Here is a 16343-nt window from a genome sequence, read left to right on the forward strand (position 1 = left end):
GTTGAGAGTAAGAAAAAGAGCTGGCTCGGCTCGTTGGCACAGCAACGGAATTCCACAGCGACTATGGTGTCATATACGGATGGCTGCGCATTGGCGACCTGCTTCACACAGCTCACCACGCACCAGCGCCCGGGATGACACGCTTCGGCAGATCCCGTAGCATCTGGGGCAGGCATAATAACGATGCTCTGCAGTCAGCACAAACATAAGGAAACTGGCGACCATTATGCATTCAGTATTCAAGACTCTGGTGATCACCATCCTGTTGGGCACGACCATCAGCACCCAGGCATTGATTCCCGATGTTGTTCCCGGCACCGAGTTTGAGCCGGTTCAACCCACTCGCCAGCACGCTCGCGTCACCCAGCAGATCATGACGCATTTGCTGCGCGGTCATTACGATCATCAGCGCCTCGACGATCGCCTGTCGGAACGCGTTATGAACATAGTGCTGGACCAAATGGACCCTTCGCGCAGCTACTTACTAGCCGAGGACGTCGCATCCTTCCGTCGTTATCAGCACAGTTTGGACGACGCCCTCAACCGCAGTGATTTGCGCCCGGCATTTTTCATGTACAACCGTCTGCAACAACGAGTGTCTGAGCGCTTGTCGTTCCTGTTGACCGAGCTGAAGCACAACGGCGACAAATACCGTTTCGATGGTGATGAAACACTGGAGCGTGATCGCGAAGACGCGCCTTGGGCCGTCAGCAAAAAAGAGCTAGACCAGCTGTGGCGCAAACGCCTGCAAAACTCCATGCTGAACCTGAAGCTGGCCGGCAAGGAGCGCAAGGAGATCATAGAGCTGCTGGAAAAGCGCTATCAAAACCAGCTCAACCGCATTCACCAAAACACCGCCGAAGATGGCTATCAGCTGTTTATGAACGCGGTGACCCACGCTTTCGATCCACACACCCAGTATTTTTCGCCGCGTAATACAGAAAACTTCAACATCAATATGTCGCTGTCGCTGCAGGGCATTGGCGCGGTGCTGCAAAGCGAAAATGAATACACCAAGGTAGTAAAACTGGTGCCCGCCGGGCCTGCCGACAAGACTGGCAACTTGAAGCCTGCCGATAAAATCATTGGTGTTGGTCAAAGCGATAACGGTTCGATTGTGGATGTTATCGGCTGGCGCTTAGACGAAGTCGTCGATCTGATTCGTGGCCCGAAAGGCACCACCGTACGCCTGCAGGTACTGCCATCCGATGGCACCCAACAACCCAAGGTGATTTCCATCATTCGTGATGAAGTGAAACTGGAAGAACAGTCAGCACAGAAAGACATCATCGAGGTACCAAACGGCAGCGGCGGCACTACCAAACTCGGGGTGATAGATATCCCCACCTTCTACATCGACTTTAAAGGTCGCATGGAAAACAAGCCGGACTACCGCAGCACCACTCGTGATGTTCGTCGCCTGATCAACCAACTGGCACAGGAAGACATCGACGGCCTGATCATCGATTTGCGCAATAACGGCGGCGGCTCGTTGGAAGAAGCCGTCAGCCTGACCGGGTTGTTTATTAAAGAAGGCCCAGTGGTGCAGGTACGCAGCAATCGCGGCCGCGTCGAAATTCTGCCTGACGCCGACCCATCGGTTTTCTATAACGGGCCGCTGACGGTGCTGGTAAACCGCCTCAGTGCCTCGGCTTCTGAGATTTTTGCAGGCGCCATACAAGACTATGGCCGCGGCCTGGTGGTCGGTGGCCAAACGTTTGGCAAGGGCACAGTTCAATCCTTGCGCTCACTGGGTCACGGCCAGTTGAAAATCACCCAAGCGAAGTTTTACCGCGTATCAGGTGACAGCACCCAGCACCAGGGCGTGATCCCAGACATCCTCTTCCCGTCCCTGTTCGACAAAGAAAAAATTGGTGAAAGTGCCTTAGAAGAGGCGCTGCCTTGGGACGCCATCCGCCCAGCGGATCACACCCAAGCTGGCAGCATGAAAGATGTCCTGCCAGCGCTGCGCCAGCAACACCAGCAACGCATCGAAGACAATCCGGACTTCCGTTATTTGCGCCAGCAAAAAGCACTGCGCGAGGAGTTGGCGCAGCAAACGCTGCTGGTACTGAATGAAAAACGCCGCAAACAAGAACAGGAAGACATCGAGCAACGCCAACTGGCACTGGAAAATGAGCGTCGTAAAGCCAAAGGCATGAAACTGCTGGCCAGCCTGGATGATCTGGAAGAACAACAGGATAACGCCGACTCAGTGCAAGGCAGCGGTGCGCCCCCAGAAGCGCAAGCCGATACCGACACGCCGGAAGCAGAAGAAGCCAAAGAGCATGCGGTTGAAGATGCGTTATTGGACGAAGCGGGACGAATTTTGGTGGACTACATTCGCCTCAACAAGCGCCAGAAAGCGTCGTTGACCGCGCAAAGCAGCCAGCAGCCTTAGGCTGCTGGCGCCGGGCGGCTAAACCGTTGAAAAACATCAAGAAAAGTATTGACAGCCAAACAGGCCCTGAGCATAATACGCGCCACTTGAGAGGCACAGCCTAGCAAGGCACAATTTGGCTATGTAGCTCAGTTGGTTAGAGCACAGCATTCATAATGCTGGGGTCACTGGTTCAAGTCCAGTCATAGCTACCAGATTCTGAAGAGGGTTAGCAGGTAAGTATCTGCTAACCCTTTTTTCGTTTTGCAGCCGTGTTTGCAGCCCTTGGTTGAAAACACACACAAGCCACGAAAACCGCTTCGACACTCAGCCCCAGTTATTCCGCCGCGCTGTCAGCAGTGTCAAAGCAGCCAGGCAGACCGCAATCTCCCTCGTCGCTGCGACCTACCGCGCTTGCTTAGTTTCTAAACTAGCGGCGGCGATATCGCTCCGATGTGACGACAGTGACGACATGTGCTCCTGAAAAGACGTAGGTCTATCAACTGTTTCTGAACTGTTGCTCACGACAAACGCTGTGTTCAACCTAAAAGCCCTGGCGTATGCTCAGTGCCAATACAGCTTCGAGAGCTAGGCGTATACTGCCACCGTCATTCTCATCACCAGATACTCACTCATGATTAAGCACATTTGTATGCTGCCGGCACTGCTGGGCATCTTACCCGCCGTGGCCGACTCCACAGCTCATATCACCATCACAGTGGAAAACGCGTCATCGCGGCCGCAGTACGTTGAGGTCGTGGATGCTCAGTGCCCAAGCACGCGAAGCAGTGGCTGCCAAATGGCCGAGATCATGGTCAACAGCGAGCCGTGTCAGCAGAACGCCAACAACCAAGACTGCAGCCGTGCACGCACCCTGTTGCACAGCTTTGAATGCATCGACGGTGGACTGTTCAGTGGCCAGCTGGCAGCGCATCAACAAATCACACTTCAGGCCTGTGCTGGCCGCAGCGGCAAAGCCAAACTAAAAACCCGCAACAGTAAAACCAGCCCTTGGACGGTGCACAGCTGGGTAGGCAAAAACAGCGTGGTTAAAATCAAATAACGCCAATTACCTGCAACTGACTGTTTAACACCGACCGCGTGCCCCGTTCCTATGCGCCGAATCAGCAGTGACGCAACGTAGATACAAGTCATTGGGAGTCCGGTGGCGTCAGCTGCCAACGATAACGGCGGTAGGCTTTTTCCACCCCGTCATCGCTGAGTGGCAACTGCATGTAGTCACCAAGACGCCACAATTCCGTTTGATCGGCCAGATGTTCACTCATCAGCCAACCGTCTTGACCACCGTGCAGCACAAACCAATTGGTATCGAGGGAGCTTAAATCGCTGATATGACGTGAGCTGGCGCCGTAGTTGACGGTTTGTGGCTCAAGTGTGATCGCATGGCCCGACTTGTTTAACGTATCGTTACCACCGGATGCCGGGTAAGCCGGCAACCGATAGCGACGACCGAGCCAAGGAATGGCGCCCAATAGCGGGCGCTGTGGCTGAGTCAGCCAATCTCCCCACTGTTGTATTTCGTCCTGCTGGCGCACGATATCATCGTACTCGTCCAGCCACTGCGGCAATCGTTGCTGCCATTGTTGTGCCGACAGTTCAGCAAACCATTGTTGCAGCGCAGCCTTCCAGTGATCTTTGGCAACCTCGTGTTGCGGATGAGTGGCTTGGTAGTCCAACCAAGCAACGGTCATGATGCGATGAAAGGCCAATGCACCAAGGCTGTCATGCTGAAAGCGACCGTCCCAGCTGGAGAGCTGCTCGACCAATTCATGCTGCAAATCGCCACTGCGGGCCAGCCAGTCGGTCTTTAGCGCATGGGCGCTGGCTGAAAAGGTGTCCTGTTGCAGGGTTTTTAACAGCGCGACGGACACGGGTTCGTCCGCTTGCATCCACTGCACCAAACGGTCGTACCGGTCGTTGGCTGCAAAGGCATAGCCGAACGGTATTTGAGGGTTGGCAAAAGGCTTGTTGTTAGCCGAGGCAATAAATCCAGCAGCGGGATTAAACGGGTTGGGCAACTGAGTCGGCGACAACACAGTTTGAATAGTATTGTCGCTGGATTTCACCAATTGCAGTGTTTTTGACGGGTCTTTTAATATCGGCTGACCGTAAGCTGGCACCAGACCAATATTGCCCTCACGATCGGCATACAGCATGTTCATGGCAGACACACGGTATCCGCTAAATGCCTGGCGGAACTGCTGCCAGTTGGCCGCTCGTGCTACCTGCAAAAACGCACCAATCTCATCAGAACCATGCCGCCCGACCCAATCCAGCGCCACCGTAAAAGGCTGCTGGGATGGCTCGAAGTAGTTTAAATCCGTCAATATTGGGCCATGGGGTGTTTGACGAATGTCCACCGACGTATCCCACCAGGCGCGTCTCTCTATGCTGTGTCGCAGTGTTTGTATTTGCTCCGGCGCCAGTTGCGATACATCGACTAAGTGCGAGCTGATACCACGCATATTGGTACCGCCCCAGGCAATGTCACGATTGCGGCCCACGCCAATAATGGGGACCGCCGGAATCATCATGCCCACCGCCTGATACGAAGGCGAACGCCAACCGGCCAATAACCAAAAGTTGGGCAAACTCAACCCGACGTGTGGATCGCTGGCAATCATCGCAGCACCGCTGGCGCTTTTACTGCCCGACACCACCAACGAGTTACTACCAGATTTCGACAGCTGACGAATTAACGTGGCCAGCGCTGGGTCGTCGGGGTTTTCAAACGTGGCGCTATTGCTGTTGCGCCGCTTGAGCATGTCGTTAAACGCCTGTTGCCAACCCGGCTCTTCGGCGCGTTTTAAATAGCGCAAATACACTGCCCAACTGAGATCTGCGGCAACCAAACGGTTGATGCACATCAGATCGCTGCGCGTGAAGGGCGCAGGTTCAATACTCAAACTGCGCAGCTCAGCGGGCAAAGGTGAGTTCGTTGCCAACTGCTGGTCAATATAAAAATTGATACCGCTGGCAAAGCGCTCCAGCCAACGCCGACTTTCTGGCAACATTGTTTGCCACGAGGCCTCGCCGCTGGCGCACAAGTCCAGCATTCGCAGGCCATGATCGAGTGTTTTTAACATAGAGATTGGACCGCCCAAGGCGCTGACCCGACCTTGCGCCACATGACGCAGCAGCTCCATTTGCCCCCAGCGCAAATGGCCATGCACAAGGCCCAATGCAAACGGCAAATCGTCGTCATACTCCGCCGTGACAAAGGGCACTGCGTAGTCGTTCCATCGCACCACAACGCTGCCCTGCACAGGCGCAGACGCTAACGCCTCAGCGGGGAGCCAATGCTGAAAGCGTTGCTGCGATGTGAGTGGCTGCGGATGGGTCGTCAACGCCGCACAGCCAGACATCAATAACAGCACCAAGGTAGCGACAATGCGCTTGAGCAAACACTGCAGGAAACTCACTCGTTGTATTGAATCAAACACAATGTCAGCCCCTTCGTGAATGTCGCCGTGCAGCCGTTAAATACCAGCACAGCGGTCGGTTATCAGCATCGCAATGTGGATGCCAAAAATTGGGTTTGCAGCTCACTATTATACAAAGACTGTACAAGGCAAATAGGGTTCCACGCCAGCCCCATGGTCTACCCTGAGTCAGGCCAATGCCAGAAGGATATTGAGATGGACGACACCGTCGAAACTTTGCTTGACGTTATCGGCTCGCCCGCCATTGCTGTGGCAGCGTATTACCGAGGCACACAACTGATGTTGCTGGTCGGCCAAGTGACGTTGCAGACAAACAACAGCCTGATGCTGTTTGCTCCAACGGGCCATCAACTTGCAGCAGGCGAGTTGGTCACCTTACACCTCGATAATCGCACCGGCGTCGATGAGTATGATGCCGATTTACGCGTCTACCGTACCTCGTATAAAGGCCAAGTGGCGCAGGTCATTGATGATCATAGAGTGCATATTCATTATCGTGATTTCAGCTTAATTTATGGGGTGACGGAAGTGCTGTCCGGGCGCCAACCAGGCTATCAGTTCCCTGCCGACTCACGCCAAGATACGCCCCTGCCGACCACGCCGCTGAGTACCCTGCCGGTTATAAACGCAGATGAGCACGACAATAAAATCGGTGTTTTGGTCACTCGCACACCAGAACAACCACACACGACTGCCATGGCGTTTTTATCCTCTAACGAGGATGATATTTTTATTATCTCGTTTCCTTCAACATTCAAAGTACAACAGCTGCAAAAAGACCCGCGCTGCAGTTTTGCCATTGATGAGCGTGCCACCTTCACGTTTGAAAACATCATCGATTGGAATTATGTGTTAATCGATGCGCTGGCTCATGAAGTACCGGTCGATCACCCTATTTACCAACCGATTAAAGCCGCCTTTATTGATAAAAACCCTTGGGAAATAGGCTTTTTTGCCAACCCAGACGTCCGCCTTTATCACCTGCAATGCCTCAACAGCCATTGCCCGCAGCGCATGCCATAAATACAGAGCGACGGTAAACAGATTCTGGCGCGCCAATGGCCACGGCCAATGCGCGAACCGATTAATACTTCTAACAGGCTATTAAAGCTGTTGTTTAGGCTTTGCTGTCGGGCAGCATTCGACGCACCAGCCTAGACAAACTTTTTTAGCCACCAGGCTTGGAAAATATCGACATAACCACAATTTTTATCGGCCCTTTCACCCGTCAGCGACTGTTTTTTACTGCCTTATCGCGCCGGCTGACAGTTCCTTGCAATCATCCGAGCACAGTGCTGATCCAGAACAAGTATTGTCATTCAACGGGCACGCTATTCTGTCGCTACGTCACCACAGGTTTTGCACATGCTCGATTGGATCAGCTACTCCTCATTCACAGAAATAGCCGCGCTGTTGATGCTTGCCGCTGGCATTGGTTTTGTCGGTATTTTGCTGCGACAACCGTTAATCGTCAGCTTTATCGCCGTTGGTCTGCTGGCCGGCCCTTCCGGCTTGGACATTGTCCATTCCACCGAAAAAATTGAACTGCTGTCGCACCTCGGCATCGCGGTATTGCTGTTTTTGGTCGGCATTAAGCTAGACGTCAAATTGATCCGCTCGATCGGCGGCGTGTCGGTTATGACCGGCTTGGGTCAGGTGTTGTTCACCTCGGGGGTTGGCTACTTGATTGGTTTGGCACTCGGTCTGGACCACATCACCAGCGTGTACGTTGCCGTGGCGCTGACGTTTTCCTCCACCATCATCATCGTCAAACTGTTATCCGACAAAGGCGAAATAGATTCACTGCACGGCCAAGTAGCACTGGGTTTTTTGATCGTGCAAGACTTGGTGGTGGTCATCGCCATGGTGGTACTGGCGACGATTGGCATCGGCGGTGGCAAAGGCGGCGACTCACAATCCTTGTTGCAGGTCGCGCTGTCGGCCACGGCCTTGCTGTTGTTTGTGGTGATCTTTGTGCGCTATCTGGCCGACCCGCTCACGCAGATGCTGGCCAAAGCACCGGAGCTTTTGATGATTTATGCCATGGCGCAAGCAGCGATTTTTGCATCCATTGGCAAAGTGGTGGGTTTGGGTATGGAAGTCGGCGGATTGCTGGCCGGCATTGCTTTGGCCTCCACCCCTTATCGTGAAAGCATCGCGGCACGGTTAGCGCCACTGCGTGATTTCCTGTTGCTGTTTTTCTTTATCGCCTTGGGCTCGGCGCTGGATCTGTCTACTTTAGATAGCCACATCGTCAGCGCTATTGTGTTGTCATTGTTTGTGCTGATCGGCAATCCGCTGATTGTATTGGCCATCATGGGGGCACTGGGCTATCGCAAACGCACCGGCTTTTTGGCCGGGCTGACAGTGGCACAAATCAGTGAGTTTTCGCTGATTTTCATCGCCATGGGCGTCAGCCTGGGGCACCTATCGGGCGACATTCTTGGGCTGGTCACCCTGGTGGGCATCATTACCATCGCCGCCTCTACCTACATGATTACCTACTCTCATCATTTGTACGATTGGTGCGGCGCATGGTTGGGACTATTTGAACGCCAAGGTGCGCCGCGCGAAGCCAACCTCAGCAACGACAGCGAGCAGCCCTGCGACGTGATGATCATTGGCCTAGGGCGATTAGGCACAGCACTGGCCAGTGAGTTACAGCGCCAAGGTATTTCGGTACTGGGGGTGGATTTTAACCCTGCGGCCGTGAAGCGTTGTCAGATGCAAAACATTGCCACGGAATACGGCGACGCGACGGATGCCGACTTTCTAACGGAACTGCCATTGGCAGGATGCCAGTGGGTGATTGCCACCATGTCACAACAGCAACTGGGGCTGAGCGCAGAAGACACACGCAAAACCCTGTTACAGTTGATTCGTGCCAGCGGCTACGACACGCGATTGGCGATGGTCGCGCACACCGCTGAAGAAAGCGCAGAGTTACGAGTATTGGGTGTCGACCTAGTACTGGAGCCTTTTAATGATGCCGCTCAACGCACGGTTGAGCTACTACAACAAAGTCTGACTGCCCGCCCGGCACTGAGTTCTGGTTCTGGGGTCTAGTCCAGTAGCCTAGTCTTTGGGTTTATAGGAAACGGATTTATGCTGCATTTTAAACACATACTGTGTGTGATTGGTCACCAGTTTCATCTCAACTCTGCGGCCTTTCGCCGTGCCCGCTCCTTGGCCAAAGGTCAGCAAGCGCAGCTCACCTTGCTGCAGGTACTGCCGGACGTGGCGCCACTAAACGATGAAGACAGCGGACATTTACGGCAACAAGCTTGCGATCGTCGCCGCCAAGATATTCAGCAACAGCTCAGTACCCTCGACGGCGCTGCCGACATCGACGTGCAAGTCGGTGTGGGTAAGCGTTACGTCTACACCATTCAGACAGTGCTGCAGCAAGGCTTTGATCTGGTGATTAAAGTGGCCGAGTCGCCATCTTGGATCGACCGCTGGCTGGGCAGTGATGATATGCACTTGCTGCGCAAATGCCCGTGTCCAGTCTGGCTGATGCGCCCCGACGACAAAGACGACTATCACCAGATTGTCGCTGCAGTGGACTTATCCACCAGCGATGACAGCGAAGTGCAACTCAATGACGACATCGTGCAGCTCGCCAGCTCCGTGTGTTTGTCCGATTTTGCCAGCCTGGATGTGGTCAGCGTGTACGATGCACCGGAGGCCGGTTTCGTCAGTTTGTGGGCCGAAGAGCCCGATAAAGTACAGCAGCGCATGCTGGAGCAAGAGCTATTGCAGCACGAAATCGCCATGAAAGCCTTGCTGCAGCGTTTGAGCGAGCATTTGGGTGATGATGCTTATGACTACCTGCAACCGGTGCCACGCTTACGCCAAGGCGTTGCCAGTCAGCAGCTGATCGAAGAAGCCCATGCCACCAAAGCCGATTTGCTGGTGATGGGCACGGTGGCTCGCAGCGGCATTCCCGGCGTCATCATCGGCAATACCGCCGAAACTGTGTTGAGTGAGGTGCATTGCTCGGTGCTGGCGATAAAACCGGCCGGCTTTGTTTCACCCGTGAGTTGAGCAAGTCAGCATCGGCACAGCGCGCACACACCATCCATACACTGCGCCCTCTCTCGCTACAGATGGTGTCGCTATACTGACGTGACACCATCAAGCAGGAGCCATCATGCTCATTCGTTTAGTGTTAGCCCTGCTGCTAGCTCACGGTACTCAGGCCAGCGAGTTAAAAGTTGGTCTGGGAAGCTACGACTACCCACCTTTCTATTATCAGCAAGGCGATCAACTGACAGGTGCTGCCATTGATATTGCCCAGCAGCTGGCCCAGCAATTGGGGCATCAACTGCAGTTCCAACGCATGCCTTTTGCGCGTGTCCAGCGGCTACTGGCGTCTGGCGAGTTGGACATGGTGGTGCTGTTCTTTCGCACAACGGAACGCGAGCAATACGCCCTGTATCTCGACGAGCCACATCTAATAGAAGCAAGCTATCTGCTGGTTAACCCAGAGATGGGGCCGTTTCCGGAGCGCTTTAGTGGGGATTTTAACGACTGGCGTCAGTACTCCTTTTTATCGGTGCGCGGGTATTTTCACGGTACTGCCTTTGCTAGTGCTGATTTTCTCAACAAGCTAGAGGTCAATAACGAGCAGGAACTGTTGCAGCGTTTAACCAGTCAGCGGCCGATGGTTGGCCTTGGCAATAAAGCGACGCTGCAATACCACGCACGCCAACTGGGTTTGTTACAACAGCTGCAATTTATTGAACCGGCGGTGGATGTTGGCAAAGACTACATCGCCTTTTCGCGCCGCCATCCCAACGCACAAGCCTTGGCAGACAGCTTTAGCCAAGCCTTGCGAGCGTTCAAAACAACGCCACAGTATCAGCAAATACTGCAACGCTATGGGGTGAGAGGTGGAGTCGGCCGATAAGCCGGGTTCTGTCGTGGACAATCATTCGTCTAGGCCTGCAATCACTCGCAGGCTCCAGCAACCTACCCGTTCCCAGCGCGGGCCACGCCTGTAGGGAACCTATTTGGTCTTGCTTCGGGTGGGGTTTACCGTGCCACGAGCTGTTACCAGTCGCGCGGTGCGCTCTTACCGCACCCTTTCACCCTTACCTGTGCTTCGCGTTAGCAAAGCCATCGGCGGTCTACTCTCTGCTGCACTTTCCGTAGGCTCGCGCCCCCCAGGCGTTACCTGGCACCTTACCCTGTGAAGCCCGGACTTTCCTCCCCCTGCAATGCAGGCAGCGATTGTCTGGCCGACTCCGGCGGCGGACTATACCGGCAAGGCGGCACCGAGTCCACGTCAATCGCTTAGGCTGTCGCCACGCGACGGTGCAATACCTGTCACCCTAGCCAGGAGAGACGGGCGGTGGGTCCATGCTGGCAATAGGCTCCGGGCGGCGACGCTGCTCGCGGCTGAGGTACACACCAGCAAAGATCAACCCAATGCCAGCCCATTGACCCAACGTCAGCTGATCGCCCAGCAGCCAAACGGAAAACACCACACCAAAGGCCGGAATCAGGTTGACGTAACCTGCGGCCACGGTCGCTTTGACGTGACCCAAGGAGTAGTTATACAGGCCATAACCGCCCAGCGTTACCACCACACCGAGGTAAATCAAAGGTGCCCAGGTCGACCAGCCAATGCTGTCAGGCCAAGGCGACAGCAGTGCCAGCGGCAAGAAAAACAGGCAACCTATGACGGACTGCAGCGCGGTCAAAAACAGCGCGGAATAACGTTGCGTCAGGTGTTTGATCAGCAAGGTGTAACCGGTAGCCGCCACCATCGCCAGCAACTCCAGAAAGTTACCCAGCAGCGGATTTGGCGCCTGTTCACTTTGACTGCCACCTAAGGTCATCCACAACACACCAGCCAGGGCCAAGGCAAAGCCGCCCCACTGGCGCGGCACCACGTTTTCATCAAACAGCCACCAAGCCGACACCGCCACCATCAGCGGCAGCAACGCACTGACCATGCCGGCCTGACTGGCGCTGGTGTATTGCAGCGCCAACGACTCAAAGATGAAGTACAAACACGGCTCCATCGCCGCCGTGGCCAGCAACAATTTCCAATCGCCCGGATGGTAGCGAAAATCGCGGATCACCCAGCGAATCAATACAGCAAAGGCGACCAAACTGATGCTCATACGCAAAAACACCGCCACCAGCGGCGACAGGTCGCTGACCACCATTTTCATGGCGACAAAACTGCTGCCCCAAATCGCCATGGCGATAAACAAGGTGATATGGAAGCGTAACGGCGGGTGATTCATAACGACCTCACTAGCGCTGCACTGTGGTGCCCGGCAGCGCGAACAAACGAATGGGAGCGCGGTTTTATCAGGCCTTGCCTTGCAGTTCCAGAGCTTTTTGATACAGGGCTTTTTTATTGTCACCGGTCAGTTGCGCAATGATGGCGGCGGCCTTTTTCGGCGGCAACTCAGCCAGCAGCAGCTTGAACAAAGTGTCGGTGTCGATCTCACCGGCGGTGGGTGGGTTATCGTGCCCGGCCACCATCACCACAAACTCGCCTTTTTGCTGATCGGCGTCGACTTGGATAGCCGCACTGACCGACGCCAGCGTGCCGCGGTAGAAGGTTTCAAAGGTTTTGGTCAGCTCTCGCGCCAACACCGCTGGTCGATCGGCGCCAAATTCCGCCTGCATGACCGCCAGCGTCTCGACAATGCGATGCTTGGACTCATAAAACACCAGCGTGCGCGGGTCGTTCACCAAAGCGCGGATTTTCTCCTCGCGGGCGCCGCGTTTGTGCGGCAAAAAACCTTCAAAGGTAAAGCGGTCGGTGGGCAAGCCAGCGGCACTGAGCGCGGTGATGATGGCACTGGCGCCGGGCACGGGTACCACTTTGTGTGAGTGTTCACTCAGCGCTTGCACCAGACGAAAGCCTGGGTCCGAAATCAATGGCGTACCGGCGTCCGATACCAATGCCATGGAGCGCCCTTGTTGCAGGTGTTCCAGCACTTGCTGAATGCGTTCACTCTCGTTGTGATCGTGTACCGATAACAGCACTTTACGCAGCCCCAGGTGCTGCAGTAATTTCTGAGTGTGTCTGGTATCCTCGCAGGCGATGATATCGACCCCTGCTAACACACTGCGAGCACGGTCACTCAGGTCAGCCAGGTTGCCAATGGGCGTGGCGACCACATACAAGGTGCCAGCGTTAATCACTTGAGCGGAAGTCATGCGAGGAAACTCTCTTAAGGTCGGGACACGCCCGATATGGAATTCTGGTCCGGCGCTGCGCCGACTGTTACTACTTGGCCTATTGCCAACCGCGCTACTGCTGCCCGGTTGCGCCACCTCGCCGGATGTCAGCGAGCCGCTGACTGCCGTAGACAGCCAGCCATCCATTGCCCAGCAATTTGACGATGCCGCACAGGCGTTGGCCAGCGGCGAGTTTGGCAATGCCGCCATGCAATTGCAACTGCTGCAAAGCGCAGGGCTATCGCCATCCCAATGGCTGCAGTGGCATCTGCTATCTGCCGATTACGCCTTGCAACGTGGCGACAGCGACAAAGCGGGCGTGCACCTGAGCTTTTTGCGCGATCACAGCATCAGCCTGGACGACGATCAGCAACAGCAATTAGGTCTGCTGAAAGCGCGCTGGCATGAGTCCCAGGGCCAATTTTTCGAAGCCGCGCGTGAGCGCGATTTTATCAGCGGCACTCTGTCAGAACGCTATTGGCAGCAAAATCACGACGCACTGTGGCAAAGCCTGCTGCAACTGAGTGAGCTGCAATTATTGTCTTGGGCAGAAAGTTTCCCAGACACCCGCTTTGGCCACTGGCTGCAGTTGGCGGCCATCAGCAAAAACTCACAGCTGACGCTGGACGAACACCTGCAACAAGTCGAGCAGTGGCGACTGCAAAATCCCATGCACCCAGCCGCGACCACTTTACCAGGCAGCCTGGCGTTGCTGGCAGACCTGGCGGCCAACCGCCCGCAGCAAGTCACCCTGTTGTTGCCACTGAGTGGGCCGTTGGCAAAATCTGGCAGTGCCGTGCGCGATGGCTTTATGGCGGCGTATTTTGAGTCGCTGCAAAAAGGCTTTCAAACGCCCGTCGTACAAGTGTTAGATAGCCAAACCGTCAACACCATAGACGATGCCTATCAGCAGGCGCTGTTCAACGGTTCACAGCTGTTGGTGGGTCCGTTTAACAAGCTCAGCGTGCAAGCGTTGCAACAGCGCCAGCAACTGCCGCTGCCCACGCTGGCGCTGAACTACGGTGAGCGCGATCAGGAAAGCGTCGCCGCAGGCCTGTACCAATTCGGCCTGGCACCGGAAGATGAAGCGCGCCAGATCGCCGAGCTGGCTTGGCAACACGGCCACCGCCGCGCGTTGGCACTGGTGCCGCAAGGCAGCTGGGGAGAGAGAATCTATCAGGCGTTCGAGGATCATTGGCTGGCGCTAGGTGGCAGCATTGGTGAGCGACGCTTTTACCCACGCATGAAGGACTACAACCCAGAGGTGCGGGCGCTACTGAACGTCGACGACAGTCAGGCGCGGTTTAAAACCATGCGCCAGTTATTGCGCCGCCCGGCCGAGTTCGAACCGCGCCGCCGCCAAGATGCCGATTGGGTCTTTATGGTGGCGCTGCCACAACAAGCTCGGCAAATCACCCCAACACTGGCGTTCAACTTTGCCGGTGATTTGCCTGTGTATGCCACCTCTCATCTGTATTCAGGGCAACCTCAGCCCAGTAAGGATCGTGATTTGAACGGCATTCATTTTTGCGACATACCTTGGCTGCTGGAAGCCTCAGCACTGCACGATAACGTCGAAAACAGCCTGCGTAACGGCCAAGGCGCATATGCACGTTTGTACGCCATGGGTGTCGATGCTTACCGGTTGGTGCCGCGCTTACGGCAACTGGAAGCCTTCCCCAGCAGCCAACTGTTTGCCAGCACAGGCGCATTGAGTTTGGATGCACAACGACGCATTCACCGCCAGACCAGCTGCAGTCGCTTTCGCGCCGGTCGGCCGGAGCGGCTTGCAAGCGTGCAGTAGGCTATCCATCAAGCGACAAGGAGGTCGTGATGTTTTCATTAGGGCAGCGCGCCAAAGGGCAAGCCATCGAGCGCCAGGCTGAACGTTTTTTGCGCCAGCAAGGCCTTAAGCCAGTGACCCGCAACTACCAGATTCGCGGTGGCGAAATCGATCTGATCATGCTGCACGGCGAGGTGCTGGTGTTTATCGAAGTGCGTTATCGCAAGCACAGTGACTATGGCAGCGGTGCAGAGTCGGTGACCGCCAGCAAACAACAGCGCCTGCGCCGCACGGCGGAACACTATTTGCTGCAAAACCACCCCAGCACACCCGATTGCCGCTTTGATGTGGTGTCTGCCAGCGGTGACCCGATTGAATTTGAATGGCTGCAAAACGCTTTTTAGCCGCCTTCCGCCGGCTTACCGCCATGGGCATTCGGCTGCGCTCGTGAGTGCATTTTGCTGGCAAAGGTGTGTGAACCATCGCCAAATCGCAGCATCAATTTGCCATCAAGCGCGCAACAACGCAGCTTTGAGCTTTCTGCGCTGACGCTTTTTCTTTAACATAGCGCCTTTGAACGTACGGGCAGACTCCGGGAGCCTCTCTTGCAAGACCGCATCATTGGCCATTTTGGCGCCAGCATCGAAACCAAAACTCTGTCTGCGGAAGAACTGCCTCCCTACATCGAGCAAGCGGCTCAGCTGATGGTGGATGCACTGCTGCATGGCGGCAAAATCCTCAGTTGTGGCAATGGCGGCTCGGCCGGCGACAGCCAGCATTTTTCTTCCGAGCTGCTGAACCGCTTTGAGCGCGAGCGTCCATCGTTGCCAGCCATTGCCCTGACTACCGACACCTCTACTTTGACGTCCATCGCCAACGATTACAGTTACAACGAGGTGTTCTCCAAGCAGATTCGCGCGCTCGGCAACCAGGGTGATATCTTGTTGGCGATCAGCACCAGCGGCAACTCAGCCAATGTGGTGCAGGCCATTCAAGCGGCCCATGAGCGCGACATGATCGTGGTGGCACTCAGCGGTAAGGATGGCGGTCATATATCATCGCTGCTGACCGGTGCCGACGTGGAAATCCGCGTACCGGCTGATGTCACGGCGCGCATTCAGGAGGTGCACCTGCTGGTGATCCATTGCCTGTGTGATTTGATTGACTGCGCGCTGTTTGGGGAAGACTAAACCAAGCAGCGAAGCCTGGTTCAGCCCGTTGAAAGGGTGCTCGGACTATTCTTCCTCACCCTTGCGAATCAAAAACTGATACTCGCCGTTTACTTCTTTACTGCATACCAACTCGTGGCCCAGAAACGAGCAAAACTTGAGAAAGTCGCGCTGTGTCGACGGGTCCGTCGCCAACACCGCAATCGACTGGCCCACCGCCATCTCGTCAATCTGGCCATGCAGCATCATCACCGGCTCCGGGCAAAACAACCCGCGCGTATCCAGCTGCACATCCGCTTGTTCAAACTCTGACATATTCTCTCCGCTAACAGATGCTT

Annotated in this window: 12 protein-coding genes, 1 tRNA gene, 1 other RNA gene and 1 pseudogene; 10 read left to right on the forward strand and 5 right to left on the reverse strand. The window is 55.4% G+C overall.

Annotated elements, in window-relative coordinates:
- Positions 1-226: 226 nt before the first annotated feature.
- The 3 genes from CHH28_RS17840 (at position 227) to CHH28_RS17850 (ending at position 3443) form a co-directional block, all read left to right on the forward strand.
- The gene (locus CHH28_RS17840) at positions 227-2401 is read left to right on the forward strand and encodes a carboxy terminal-processing peptidase (protein ID WP_094061593.1); all 2175 of its coding nucleotides are present in this window, start codon (positions 227-229) and stop codon (positions 2399-2401) included.
- Between the two features lie 117 nt (positions 2402-2518).
- Positions 2519-2595: transfer RNA gene (locus CHH28_RS17845), tRNA-Met, on the forward strand.
- A gap of 419 nt (positions 2596-3014) precedes the next feature.
- Positions 3015-3443, forward strand: coding sequence for a hypothetical protein (locus CHH28_RS17850; RefSeq protein ID WP_157729994.1), 429 nt, complete (start codon positions 3015-3017; stop codon positions 3441-3443).
- 88 nt (positions 3444-3531) lie between these two features.
- Here the strand turns inward: CHH28_RS17850 and CHH28_RS17855 are convergent, their stop codons facing one another.
- Entirely contained in the window at positions 3532-5844 is a 2313-nt protein-coding gene (locus CHH28_RS17855; protein ID WP_157729995.1) for a penicillin acylase family protein, read from the reverse strand.
- Between the two features lie 195 nt (positions 5845-6039).
- Here CHH28_RS17855 and CHH28_RS17860 point away from each other — a divergent pair, with 195 nt between their 5' ends.
- The 4 genes and pseudogenes from CHH28_RS17860 to CHH28_RS20710 all read left to right on the forward strand — a co-directional run.
- Positions 6040-6867 carry a pyridoxamine 5'-phosphate oxidase family protein gene (locus CHH28_RS17860; protein WP_094061596.1) on the forward strand — a complete coding sequence of 276 codons (828 nt, stop codon included), beginning with the start codon at positions 6040-6042 and terminating at the stop codon, positions 6865-6867.
- A gap of 342 nt (positions 6868-7209) precedes the next feature.
- The gene (locus CHH28_RS17865; protein WP_094061597.1) at positions 7210-8910 is read left to right on the forward strand and encodes a cation:proton antiporter; all 1701 of its coding nucleotides are present in this window, start codon (positions 7210-7212) and stop codon (positions 8908-8910) included.
- A 39-nt stretch (positions 8911-8949) separates the two neighbouring features.
- Positions 8950-9891 carry a universal stress protein gene (locus CHH28_RS17870; protein ID WP_094061598.1) on the forward strand — a complete coding sequence of 314 codons (942 nt, stop codon included), beginning with the start codon at positions 8950-8952 and terminating at the stop codon, positions 9889-9891.
- Between the two features lie 106 nt (positions 9892-9997).
- Positions 9998-10720 (forward strand): annotated as a pseudogene (locus tag CHH28_RS20710) (substrate-binding periplasmic protein); the annotation flags it as partial.
- Between the two features lie 17 nt (positions 10721-10737).
- Here the strand turns inward: CHH28_RS20710 and rnpB are convergent.
- The 3 genes from rnpB to rsmI form a co-directional block, all read right to left on the reverse strand.
- An RNA gene (rnpB, locus tag CHH28_RS17880) (RNase P RNA component class A) lies at positions 10738-11095 on the reverse strand.
- An 85-nt stretch (positions 11096-11180) separates the two neighbouring features.
- Positions 11181-12104: a DMT family transporter gene (locus CHH28_RS17885; protein ID WP_094061599.1), complete on the reverse strand. Its 924-nt coding sequence runs from the start codon at positions 12102-12104 to the stop codon at positions 11181-11183.
- A 67-nt stretch (positions 12105-12171) separates the two neighbouring features.
- On the reverse strand, positions 12172-13032 hold the full coding sequence (rsmI, locus tag CHH28_RS17890) for a 16S rRNA (cytidine(1402)-2'-O)-methyltransferase (protein ID WP_094061600.1): 861 nt from the start codon (positions 13030-13032) through the stop codon (positions 12172-12174).
- On the opposite strand from rsmI, the gene CHH28_RS17895 reads away from it, so the two are divergent.
- The 3 genes from CHH28_RS17895 (at position 13031) to CHH28_RS17905 (ending at position 16026) form a co-directional block, all read left to right on the forward strand.
- Positions 13031-14857 (forward strand): penicillin-binding protein activator, encoded by a 1827-nt coding sequence (locus CHH28_RS17895; protein WP_094061601.1) that lies wholly within the window; start codon positions 13031-13033, stop codon positions 14855-14857. The two genes, rsmI and CHH28_RS17895, sit on opposite strands and share 2 nt — an antisense overlap.
- Before the next feature lie 29 nt (positions 14858-14886).
- Complete coding sequence (locus tag CHH28_RS17900) at positions 14887-15240, forward strand: YraN family protein (protein ID WP_094061602.1); 354 nt, start codon at positions 14887-14889, stop codon at positions 15238-15240.
- 201 nt (positions 15241-15441) lie between these two features.
- The gene (locus CHH28_RS17905) at positions 15442-16026 is read left to right on the forward strand and encodes a phosphoheptose isomerase (RefSeq protein WP_094061603.1); all 585 of its coding nucleotides are present in this window, start codon (positions 15442-15444) and stop codon (positions 16024-16026) included.
- Positions 16027-16071: 45 nt separating this feature from the next.
- Here CHH28_RS17905 and tusA read toward each other — a convergent pair whose 3' ends face one another.
- On the reverse strand, positions 16072-16320 hold the full coding sequence (tusA, locus tag CHH28_RS17910) for a sulfurtransferase TusA (protein ID WP_094061604.1): 249 nt from the start codon (positions 16318-16320) through the stop codon (positions 16072-16074).
- Positions 16321-16343 lie beyond the last annotated feature (23 nt).

This window comes from Bacterioplanes sanyensis (assembly GCF_002237535.1).
Classification (GTDB): Bacteria; Pseudomonadota; Gammaproteobacteria; order Pseudomonadales; family Oceanobacteraceae; genus Bacterioplanes; species Bacterioplanes sanyensis_A.